Raw genomic sequence first — 10,391 nt, 5'->3', positions numbered from 1 at the left:
GGGGTCGAGCTTCGTTCTCGCGTTTGTCGCTCCGGGTCTGCAATCGCTTCCTGGTTCAGTGTAAGCGATGTCGCCAGTCGCACGAGAATGGCATCGTGTCGTCGGGATCAGGAGTTGACGCGGGGGCCTGGTGAGCTTGTTCCGCGCGAAGCGGTAGGAGCATTCATCTACCCAACGATGCGGCTGACGAACGGAGAGGGCAGCGACGCTATTGGCCCGCCCGAGCTTCCGTGCCAGCTCAGAGACGCCGAGGCGGATCGGTCAGATAGGGGCGGCGAGCGCCGCGAGGGGCCAGCATCCAGGCGGGCGTCTGGTCCTGGATCGTACCGGTAAGGGACGACGGGGCGTGGGCACCGATGCGGCAGGTCGCGCATGTCAGCGATCGCTGGCTAGGCATGTGGCCCGGCATGGTGTCTCTCCTCTTTGCACGAAACGCGCGATGGGTAGAAAACGCTCGATCATCGTTCGCGCGCAGCGAAATCACTGAAAAACCTAGTGATTTACGAGATTCGAACGAGGGTGTCGCACCGACTGTACCATGCCGATATACACCTAGCCATAGGGTGCGACACCGGCGACCGGGTCGTGGCGCTCGCTGCCGGTGGCTGAAAGCGGGGCGGGCCGGTGGCCCTCTATCGTCGCTTCCTCGCCATCCTCGAATTCCCCCGGTGATGGGATGCGCTACACTGCGGATGCGGCGCGATGGTGAGCTCCACCGCGTCCAGCGTGATTTCGGAACAACTCTGCATCAAGAACTCAGCATTAAGGATGTGCTCTCGTGAAGCGTTCACTGCCGGTCAAGGCCCCAGCCACACTCTCGCTGTGCCTCTGTCTCGCCCTCCTGGGCTGTCAGAGCGTTGCCGATACCCACACGGCGCAGAGCGCCTCGGACGCGAGTGCGAGCGAGGCATCCGCATCGTCCGCCGGTGCGACTTCCAGCGCGAACCCCTCGGGAACGAACTCGTCTGGAGCGACTTCACCCCAGCCGGCATCGTCGCGTTCCGAGCCATCGAACTCGCAGGCGTCCTCGACGACGGCGGCAGACGATGAGGCAAAACGGGATTCGGACCCGGAGGTCGCTCAGGATGCCCCCAAGTTCGATGCATGGGTCGACGATTTCCGCCAGCGCGCCGCCGCTGAGGGCATCGACCAGGCAACGCTTGCCGAAGCCTTCGATCAGGCCCGCTACCAGCCGCGTATTCTCGAGCTCGATCGCTCCCAGCCGGAGTTCACCCGTCAGATCTGGAGCTATCTCGACACGGCCGTATCGTCGACTCGCGTCGCCAACGGGCGTGAACGGCTCGCGGAAAATCGCGCCACGGCGGACGAGGTGACGCAGCAATATGGCGTTCCTGGCGAAGTGATCGTCGCCATCTGGGGCATCGAGAGCAATTACGGCAGCAACTTCGGCGACTTCGAGACCATCGACGCGCTCTCCACGCTGGGTTTCGACGGTCGCCGTCAGTCGTTCGCGCGGAGCGAACTGATGGCGGCGCTCAAGATTTTGCAGAATGGCGATATCGATCGCGATCGCATGCGGGGTTCCTGGGCCGGGGCGATGGGCCATACCCAGTTCATCCCCAGCAGCTTCCTGGCCTATGCCGTCGACGAGGATGGCGACGGTCGGCGCGACATCTGGGGCAGCATTCCCGACGTAATGGGCTCGACCGCCAACTATCTGGATGCTTCCGGCTGGCAGCGCGGCCAGCCCTGGGGCGTCGAGGTCACACTGCCGGATGATTTCGATTACTCGCAGACCGAGCTATCGGTGCGCCATGCGGCCCAGGACTGGCAGGCGCAGGGTGTGAAGCGCCTGGACGGCCAATCGTTGCCGGACTTCGATCAGGCCTCGGTCATTGCGCCCGCCGGCGCCAAGGGACCGGCCTTTCTGGTGGGTCACAACTTCCGCGTGATCATGCGTTACAACGCCTCGACCAGCTATGCGCTGGCGGTGGCGACACTCTCGGATCGGCTGGCCGGGCGTCCCGGCATCCAGAGCGACTGGCCGCGTGATGAGCCGGCGCTGTCGCGGGATCGTATCCGGCGCATGCAGCAGGGTCTCAACGATCACGGCTTCGAGGTCGGCACGCCGGACGGTTTGGTTGGCCCCAATACCCGCGCGGGATTGCGTGACTATCAGCGCAGTGTCGGCGTCATCCCCGACGGTTATCCCACTCAGTCGCTGATCCAGCAACTCACCGACAGCTGATCGCGACCGTCGAACCGGCGCCGAACCTTGGCGCCGGTCTCGTCTAGCCATCCTTCTCGCAGACTTCATGTGTTCAAACGCCGATAGGGTCGTTATCGATCCCAATCTCGTAGGGATCGTTCACGCGGCGAATTGGCGCCGATTTCAATGCCATTCCGATCCTTCCCCGAGGCTTCTCGGCTGGCAGACTGTGGGCGCGATTTTCCAGAGCAGCCCGCGATGACCGAGTGGCTGCCTCGAGCTACCGAGGAAGCCATGGGCGTCCAGCGTTTCATTGCCAGCAACAGCCGCGAAGCCATGCGCCAAGTGAGATCGGCGCTGGGGGATCAGGTATTGATTCTTTCCAACCGCTCCGTCGAAGGAGGGGTCGAGATCATTGCCATGCCCGAACAGGAGCATGAGCAGGCGCTTTCCGAGTTTGATCCTTCGACGACGGTGGCCACCGTCGCGACACCGGCCGCCGAACCCCTCGGTGACGCGACCGTAGAAACCCTGCAGGCGCTCAACCGGCAGCTGCTCGATGATGTCCGCACCATGTTGCGCGAAAGCACTGTTGCCATGCCATCCGCCTCGACATCCGGTGTGTCGACGCTGGTTGCCGGCTTGCGCCAGCAGCTGGTTCAGGCCGGGTTCAGCGCCACTCTGGCCGATGACGTGTTGCAGGATCCGCCGGAGGAGTTGCGCGATGAAGCCCCGGATTCCCCCGCTGTGAAGGCTTGGCTGGTGCGTCAGCTACGCTCGCGACTGTCGTTGCTGGAGGACGAGGACGCCGTGTTCGACGCCGGCGGCGTGTTTGCACTGATCGGGCCCACCGGCGTCGGCAAGACCACCACGACGGCCAAGCTGGCATCGCGTTACGTGATGCGTCACGGCCCGAAGGATGTCGCGCTGGTCACGACCGACAGCTACCGGATTGGCGCCGCCGAACAGCTGCGCATCTATGCGCGGCTGCTGGGCACGGAAGTCCATGCACTGGAGGCGGACGGTGATCTCGGCGATCTGCTGACGCGTCTGACCCAGCCGCGTCGGGCCTTGCTGTCGCGCAGCTCGGGAAAAAAGCTGACGGTGATCGACACCATCGGCATGAGCCAGCGTGATCAGCGTCTGATGGGCGAGATCGCGCGGCTGGGCAGCGGCCCGTCAACGGTCCGGCGAGTGCTGGTGCTCAATGCGGCCAGTCATGGCGATACCCTGGCGCAGGTCATCGAGGCCTGGCAGCAGGCGTCGATGGAAGCGGGAGAGCCGTTGTGGGGCTGTATTCTGACCAAGCTCGATGAAGCGGCGCGGCTGGGAAGCGTGCTGGACGTGGTCATGCGCCACCGGCTCAAGCTCTGCTATGTCTCGCGTGGGCAACGGGTGCCGGAAGATCTCGAGCGCGCGGATGCCGAATCCCTGCTCGACGAAGCGCTGTCGCTCGCGGGGGAATCCCCTTTTTCAAGTGCACCGGCGGGGCGCGAGCTACCGCCGCAGCAGGCACGCCAACAGGCGTTGTCGCGAGGCGTGCTGCGCCAGAGCGACGCCCTGGCGGCCACCCTCGATACCCTGAGACAGCACAACCTGGGCATGACGCTGCTGGAGCAGGTCTGGCAACGGGCCAAACGTCCCGATGACGGCCCTGACAAGTTTGCTCAACTGATGGCCGACGCCACCCAGCAAGGCCTGCTCACGGCAGAGGACGCGCCGCATGCGCTCTACTGGTCGAAGACCTCCAGTGTCAGCGGTGCCGATCGGGCGATGCCGCTGGTCTCGCTGAATCATCAGGGCATGCCACAGCCGCTGAGCTGGCCGCGCCATCGGCTACCCGCGGGCCATGCCGAGCAGCAGCGCTGGGCCGACGGGCTCGGAGCTGGTTGGCACCTGTTGATGCAACTGCCGGCCGTCGCCGATCTCGAATGCCTCGATGACGCCGGTGGCGGCTGGCTGGCCGCGGTGACCGGCGCGCGGCGGATTCGTCACGCTGGCGAATGGCTGACGTTGTCTCAGGCGCTATCCCAGACGATGGCGCTGGGTGAGGCCGTCGAACCGCAGCGCGTTCGCCATCAGGGGCGCGCAGCCAGTCTTCATCTGACGCGACTGGAGACGAGCATCAGTCAGCGCCGGCAGGATTCACAAGGGTTGCCTGTGCTGGCGTGGTGCGGCGAGATCCGGGATGCCGATGATGGCCGCCGCCTGGCGCGTCGCTATTGGTTGAGCAGCAGTCATGCGGGGCTGGATATGGCATCGCGGATGCCTCAGGCCGTGCTCGTCGAAGCCTTGCCCGGATTGACCCGGCAGGCCGATCAGCTGATGCAGGAACGGGGCCTGATGAAGGATCGGGAGCAGCGCTGGCATCTGGCCTCGATGTTGGCCGCGCTGGCCCTGCGGCTGGGCGCGGAAGACGCCGCCTGGGCGATGGATGTTCGCGCGCGTCTGTCGGGCATCGCGCAACGCCGCTGCGGGCGCCGCCCCAAAGCGCTGCTGGAAGCGCTGATGGATACGCTAAGCGCCCATGATGCGCTGACGCAGGCGGGCGTCGTCACCGCTTCCGGTCGATCGGTCGCGGCGTGACCGATCAGGCCGCGGGGCTGCGCGTGTGGGCGGGGAGTGCCGATGTCCTGGCGCTGGGGGTGATCGGCGATCCGGGAGAGGACGCGCTAGGGCGAGCGCTAGCGCAACTTCCCCGCGTCGAAGGCCGTCGTTGGCAAGCGCTGCGCAACGATCAGGTTCGGCAAGCGAGCGTGACGGCCTGGATGCTATGGGTCGATACGGCTGGGTTTGATGTGGCTGAGCTCGACGTGGCCGATCTCTACCGCCGGGTGAAGCGCGCGCTGACATCCATCACCGCGTCAGCGGCCTCCGCCACCTCTCTGCCTCTGCTGCTCTGGCTCGACGATGACGGCGGCGAGTATGGTCGTCCAACCTTGGCTCCCGCGACGGCGCGTCTGCTCGACAATCTGGGTACAACTCTCAAACGCTTTCTGAACGTCGAACTGCTGCGCGATCCGGCCGACTGGCAGCATCGTCTGATCGCGTCGGGTCGCGTATCGGCAGCGAGCGGCTAGTACGAGCGGCTGGTACTAGCGGCTGGTACAAACGACGGCACGTGGCGCCCGGGCCGGTCCGACTATCCGTTCAGAACAATCGCGACAGTAGCGCCGTCACCGCGGTTTCCACCCGTAGAATGCGCTCCCCCAGGTGAATGCCCTCGAAGCCCAGTTCGAGAAACTTCTCGACCTCGTAGTCGACGAAACCGCCCTCCGGGCCGATGGCCAGCAGGGTCGGATCGCTGATCCCGCGCGGGCACTCCTGACTCAGGCCGGGATGCGCCAGCAGGCCGCGCTGACCCTCGAGCAGGGCCGGCAATCGATCTTCCACGTAGGGTTTGAAGCGCGTCTCGAACGTAATCTCCGGCAGCCGGGTATCGCGGGCCTGTTCCAGCCCCAGCAGCAGATGCTGGCGGATCTTGTCCGGCTTAAGCTCGGGGGACTGCCAGTAGCTTTTCTCGACGCGGCGCGTATGCATCAGCGTCACGCGTTTGACCCCCAGTGCTGCGACGTGCTCCAGCGTCCGTGCCAGCATTCGTGGTCGCGGCAGCGCCAGCAGCAGATGAACCGGCAGTGGCGCCGGCGGCTCGCGGTCCAGCGTGATCCGGAATCGGGCTTGCATCTCCTCCAGCGAGAGCAGTTCGCCGCGCCCCATCAGGCCATCGAGGGCGCCCACGGTCAGCACGTCGCCGGGGCTGGCGCCGTGGATGTCGCGCAGATGGCTCAGGCGGCGGGGGTCGCGAATGACGGCGTGGGTATCATCCAGCCATTCGTCGGGTTGCAGGAGAATCAGGTTCATGGGCGGGCGTTCGAGACATCGTGAAAAGGGATCGGACCGGGCGGCCATTCTGCCCGAACGGGCGTTACCTGAACACAGCGGCGAGCGCAGCACCTTTCTGACATAATGCCCCTTGCTTTTACCCACACACTCTTACACAGCCAGCCAAGGCTCGGCACAAGAAGGCTAGCGATGAAGGTTTTGATCATTGGCGGGGGCGGGCGCGAACATGCGCTGGCGTGGAAAGCGGCACAATCGCCGCAGGTCGAGACGGTTTTCGTGGCACCGGGCAATGCCGGCACCGCGCGCGAGCCCGGACTGACCAACGTTGCCATCGATGTCATGGATAGCAAAGGGCTGATCGCCTTTGTGCGCGACAACGCGATCGAGTTGACCATCGTGGGGCCGGAAGCGCCGCTCGTTGCCGGCGTCGTCGATGCGTTCCAGGCCGCGGGGCTTTCGATTTTCGGGCCCAGCGAAGGCGCCGCGCAGCTTGAAGGTTCCAAGGCCTTCACCAAGGATTTTCTGGCGCGCCATTCGATTCCGTCCGCCGATTATCAGACTTTCAGCGATGTCGCGCCGGCGCTGGCCTATCTCGAGCAGATGGGCGCGCCGATCGTGATCAAGGCCGACGGGCTGGCCGCGGGCAAGGGCGTCGTCGTGGCGATGACCGAAGCCGAGGCCGAAGCGGCGATTCGCGACATGCTCGAGGACAACGCCTTCGGCGACGCCGGGGCTCGGGTCGTCATCGAGGAGTTTCTCGACGGCGAAGAGGCGAGCTTCATCGTCATGGTCGATGGCGAACACGTGCTGCCAATGGCCACTAGTCAGGATCACAAGCGTGCCGGCGATGGCGATACCGGCCCCAATACCGGCGGCATGGGCGCGTATTCGCCGGCGCCGGTGGTCACCGCGAGCGTTCATCAACGCGTCATGGATGAGGTGATCCTGCCCACCGTTCGCGGCATGGCGGCCGAAGGTCATCCTTATACCGGCTTTCTGTATGCCGGACTGATGATCGATGCCGACGGCGCTCCCAGAGTGATCGAGTACAACTGTCGTTTCGGCGATCCGGAAACCCAGCCGATCCTGATGCGCTTGAAGAGCGATCTGGTGGCGCTGTGCCAGGCCGCACTGGAGCGCCGTCTCGACCAGATCGAGTGCGAGTGGGATCCGCGTGCGGCGGTCGGCGTGGTGCTGGCAGCGGAAGGCTATCCCGGTGACTATCGCAAGGGTGACGAGATCGGCGGGCTCGATGCCGCGGATGCCGCTGGTTGCAAGGTGTTCCACGCCGGTACTCGCGTCAGCGACGATGGTCGCGTCGTCACCAGCGGGGGCCGTGTGCTATGTGTGACCGCTCTCGGCGAGACGGTCGGCGCGGCGGCATCGCAGGCCTATGCCAGCGTCGAGGTAGTCCGCTGGGCCGGCGCCGAGTACCGCCGCGATATCGCCTATCGCGCCATCGCCCGAGAGCGTCGGTCAACCTGAGAAAACCTGTCGACCGGCGTGACAAGAGCGCCGGCCGTCCTGCAAGTCGGGTATGTAGAGAAAGTCAGTTACTGAGAGATAGTCAGCTAGAAAATCGGCCAGTTTAGAGACAAGGGAATCCGCGATGCAGCGAGTGACGTGCCAACGATTGGCCGGACAACGGTTCGTCTTCTCGAGCGACCTCGGGACCGCGTTGAATCTCGTCGTCGGGGAGGTCCGGCATGTCGCGTGAATTTCCGATCATCGCGGTGACCGGCTCCTCGGGGGCCGGTACCACCACGGTCAAGCGAACCTTCGAGCGCATGTTCGCCCGCGAGGACGTGCATGCGGCGTTCATCGATGGCGACGCCTTCCATCGCTATTCGCGGGCCGAGCTGGCCCAGATCCTTCAGGTCGAACCGGAGCGCAAGGCCGAGCTTTCGCATTTCTCGGTCAACGCCAACCTGCTCGACCGGCTCGACGATCTGTTCCAGGAGTACGGTGAAAGCGGCAAGGGCACCTACCGCCATTACATCCATGCCGAAGACAAGCGCATGATCGAGGCGGGCTGGCCAGTCGGCACCTTCACCGACTGGCAGCCGATTCCCAGCGGCACGGATCTGATGCTCTACGAAGGGCTGCATGGAGGCCTGGTGACCCACGAGGTCGACATCGCCAGGCACGTCGACATGTTGATCGGCGTGGCGCCGACCATCAATCTCGAATGGCTGCAGAAGATCGATCGCGATACCAAGCTGCGCGGCTACTCCCAGGAAGCGGTCATCGACACCATTCTCGGCCGCATGCACGACTACGTGCGCTATATTCAGCCCCAGCTGTCGCGCACGCACATCAACTTTCAGCGCGTGCCGACGGTCGATACTTCCAACCCGTTCGAGCTGCAGGACGTGCCCAACGATGGCGAGTCGTTCGTGGTGATTCGTTTCCGGGATCCCGCGGCCGTGGACTTTCCTTACCTGGTCACCATGATTCATGATGCCTTCATGAGCCGACCCAACACGCTGGTCGTGCCGGGCGCACGGCTGTCATTGGCGATGGATCTGATCCTCGCGCCACAGGTGCGCCAACTGCTGGCCCAGCGTCGCTTTCGCTGAGCGCCAGCCGCCGCTGCCGGCAAATCATCTCGAACTCAGGAGCTTTCATGGAGCCGACACTCTTCAGCAAGATCATCGATCGCGAAATAGCCGCGGATATCGTCTATGAAGACGACCACGTGCTGGCGTTCAACGACATCAATCCGCAGGCGCCCACGCATATTCTGATCATCCCCAAGAAACCGATCGCCACCCTCAACGACATCGAGGAAGACGATCTGGCCCTGGTCGGGCGGCTGCAGTACACCGCGGCCAAACTGGCCAAGCAGCTCGGATTCGCCGAAGACGGCTATCGAGTGGTGATGAACTGCAACGAAGCGGGCGGTCAGTCGGTCTATCATATTCACATGCATCTGCTGGGTGGCCGTTCGATGCAATGGCCGCCGGGCTGAATGAAGGCGCGCTCGAGGGCATCTTTCCCAGCTCGCCAACAGTGACCGACCTCGTTTAGCCGCTAGATTGCCAGGAGGCATCGATGACTCGCCAGATTTCTCGCGCCGATAATCTGATTCACCAGTTCGATACCGTGCTGCGCACGCTGGTGCCCAAGGCCGCCCAGCCGAGCCGCCCCTCGCCGGCCAACGTCCAGCCAGAAAGTGCTCTGAACGACGAGCAGCGTTACCAGGTCGCAGGATTGATGCGCGTCAATCACACCGGCGAGGTCTGCGCCCAGGCGCTCTACCAGGGCCAGGGGTTGACGGCCAAGCTGACCGAGACTCGCGAACGCATGGAAGAGGCCGCGGCAGAGGAGATCGACCATCTGGCATGGTGCGATCAGCGTCTGCAGGAGCTCGACAGCCGAACCAGCTATCTCAATCCGGCGTTCTATGCCGCTTCTTTCGGGCTGGGCGCATTGGCCGGCGCCATCGGCGACCGAGTCAGTCTCGGTTTCGTGGCAGCGACGGAAGAGCAGGTCGGCCGGCATCTCGAAGCCCATCTGCGCAAATTGCCGATCGACGACAAGCGCTCGCGCGCGGTACTGGAGCAGATGTGCATCGACGAAGCGCAGCATGAGCGCTGGGCGCTGGAATCCGGCGGTCAGCGCTTCCCGCTGCCGTTGAAGTGGGGCATGCGGCTAGTGTCGAAAGTCATGACGACTAGCGTCTACCGGATCTGAGCTACGAGCTACGAGCTACGAGCTACGAGCTACGAGCTACGAGCTACGAGCTACGAGCTACGAGCTACGAAAAGCGCCAGCGACATTGTGAACTGACCCCATAAAGTTGGACGGTTCAATTAGTCGGCTCTCAAGGCCTGGGTCCTGTACTGCACAGGGCTCAGACCTTTTAGTGTCAGTTTGATGCGTTCGTGATTGTAGTAGTGGATGTAGTGATCGATCCCTCGCTGCAGCTGCTCGAGCGTCTCGAACCGATTCAGGTGGAAGTACTCGGCCTTGAGGGTGCCGAAGAAACTCTCCATCGCTGCATTGTCCAGACAGTTGCCTTTCCGCGACATGCTCTGGACCAGGGATCTCTCCGCCAGCAAACGCCGGTAAGCGGGATGTTGATAATGCCATCCTTGATCGGAGTGCAACTGCGGTTTGTCCGAGGGCTCCAATCGAGCCAACGCCTTATGCAGCATGCCACTCACCAGTGACAGGGCCGGCCGCTTGCCTGTCTGGTAGGCCACGATCTCACCATTGTAGAGGTCCATGACCGGCGACAGATAGAGCTTCTGGCCGTTGACGCTGAACTCCGTGATATCGGTGACCCACTTCTGATTAGGCCATTGTGCCTGGAACTGGCGGTCGAGCAGATTGGGCGCGATTCGCCCTACGGTTCCTCGATAGGAGCGGTATC

Annotated in this window: 10 protein-coding genes; 7 read left to right on the top strand and 3 right to left on the bottom strand. The window is 63.8% G+C overall.

All coding sequences use genetic code 11. The annotated features are described in order from the left end of the window. Positions 1 to 238: 238 nt before the first annotated feature. Positions 239 to 409 carry a hypothetical protein gene (locus ACUN9V_RS11665; RefSeq protein ID WP_168170681.1) on the bottom strand — a complete coding sequence of 57 codons (171 nt, stop codon included), beginning with the start codon at positions 407 to 409 and terminating at the stop codon, positions 239 to 241. 369 nt (positions 410 to 778) lie between these two features. Here ACUN9V_RS11665 and ACUN9V_RS11660 point away from each other — a divergent pair, with 369 nt between their 5' ends. From ACUN9V_RS11660 to ACUN9V_RS11650, 3 genes are all read left to right on the top strand, one after another. After that, complete coding sequence (locus ACUN9V_RS11660) at positions 779 to 2,209, top strand: lytic murein transglycosylase (RefSeq protein WP_445511511.1); 1,431 nt, start codon at positions 779 to 781, stop codon at positions 2,207 to 2,209. A 219-nt stretch (positions 2,210 to 2,428) separates the two neighbouring features. Continuing rightward, positions 2,429 to 4,756, top strand: a complete 2,328-nt coding sequence (flhF, locus tag ACUN9V_RS11655; protein WP_445511510.1) for a flagellar biosynthesis protein FlhF — start codon at positions 2,429 to 2,431, stop codon at positions 4,754 to 4,756. Then, positions 4,753 to 5,250, top strand: a complete 498-nt coding sequence (locus tag ACUN9V_RS11650; protein WP_445511509.1) for a hypothetical protein — start codon at positions 4,753 to 4,755, stop codon at positions 5,248 to 5,250. The genes flhF and ACUN9V_RS11650 overlap by 4 nt, the downstream gene beginning before the upstream one ends. Positions 5,251 to 5,320: 70 nt before the next feature. Here the strand turns inward: ACUN9V_RS11650 and ACUN9V_RS11645 are convergent, their stop codons facing one another. Further along, the gene (locus ACUN9V_RS11645; protein ID WP_445511508.1) at positions 5,321 to 6,031 is read right to left on the bottom strand and encodes a 16S rRNA (uracil(1498)-N(3))-methyltransferase; all 711 of its coding nucleotides are present in this window, start codon (positions 6,029 to 6,031) and stop codon (positions 5,321 to 5,323) included. A gap of 171 nt (positions 6,032 to 6,202) precedes the next feature. On the opposite strand from ACUN9V_RS11645, the gene purD reads away from it, so the two are divergent. The 4 genes from purD (at position 6,203) to coq7 (ending at position 9,709) form a co-directional block, all read left to right on the top strand. Next, positions 6,203 to 7,498 carry a phosphoribosylamine--glycine ligase gene (purD, locus tag ACUN9V_RS11640; protein WP_445511507.1) on the top strand — a complete coding sequence of 432 codons (1,296 nt, stop codon included), beginning with the start codon at positions 6,203 to 6,205 and terminating at the stop codon, positions 7,496 to 7,498. A 221-nt stretch (positions 7,499 to 7,719) separates the two neighbouring features. After that, complete coding sequence (locus ACUN9V_RS11635; RefSeq protein WP_445511506.1) at positions 7,720 to 8,592, top strand: phosphoribulokinase; 873 nt, start codon at positions 7,720 to 7,722, stop codon at positions 8,590 to 8,592. Positions 8,593 to 8,639: 47 nt separating this feature from the next. After that, positions 8,640 to 8,984 carry a histidine triad nucleotide-binding protein gene (locus tag ACUN9V_RS11630; RefSeq protein ID WP_445511505.1) on the top strand — a complete coding sequence of 115 codons (345 nt, stop codon included), beginning with the start codon at positions 8,640 to 8,642 and terminating at the stop codon, positions 8,982 to 8,984. 83 nt (positions 8,985 to 9,067) lie between these two features. Further along, positions 9,068 to 9,709: a 2-polyprenyl-3-methyl-6-methoxy-1,4-benzoquinone monooxygenase gene (gene coq7 / locus ACUN9V_RS11625; RefSeq protein WP_445511504.1), complete on the top strand. Its 642-nt coding sequence runs from the start codon at positions 9,068 to 9,070 to the stop codon at positions 9,707 to 9,709. A gap of 119 nt (positions 9,710 to 9,828) precedes the next feature. Here coq7 and ACUN9V_RS11620 read toward each other — a convergent pair. Continuing rightward, positions 9,829 to 10,391, bottom strand: a 563-nt coding sequence (locus ACUN9V_RS11620; protein ID WP_445511503.1) for an IS3 family transposase, incomplete at its 5' end; no start/stop codon positions are given.

This window comes from Salinicola sp. V024, from assembly GCF_052645315.1.
Note: the sequence above shows the minus strand (reverse complement) of the source record. Positions and strands in the feature narration are given on the sequence as shown.

What these genes read in the sequence shown, in the direction of transcription:
- purD (WP_445511507.1), top strand. Translation starts at nt 6,203, where the DNA reads ATGAAGGTTTTGATCATTGGCGGGGGCGGGCGCGAACATGCGCTGGCG.
- ACUN9V_RS11645 (WP_445511508.1), bottom strand. Translation starts at nt 6,031, where the DNA reads ATGAACCTGATTCTCCTGCAACCCGACGAATGGCTGGATGATACCCAC.
- ACUN9V_RS11665 (WP_168170681.1), bottom strand. Translation starts at nt 409, where the DNA reads ATGCCGGGCCACATGCCTAGCCAGCGATCGCTGACATGCGCGACCTGC.
- coq7 (WP_445511504.1), top strand. Translation starts at nt 9,068, where the DNA reads ATGACTCGCCAGATTTCTCGCGCCGATAATCTGATTCACCAGTTCGAT.
- flhF (WP_445511510.1), top strand. Translation starts at nt 2,429, where the DNA reads ATGACCGAGTGGCTGCCTCGAGCTACCGAGGAAGCCATGGGCGTCCAG.
- ACUN9V_RS11635 (WP_445511506.1), top strand. Translation starts at nt 7,720, where the DNA reads ATGTCGCGTGAATTTCCGATCATCGCGGTGACCGGCTCCTCGGGGGCC.
- ACUN9V_RS11630 (WP_445511505.1), top strand. Translation starts at nt 8,640, where the DNA reads ATGGAGCCGACACTCTTCAGCAAGATCATCGATCGCGAAATAGCCGCG.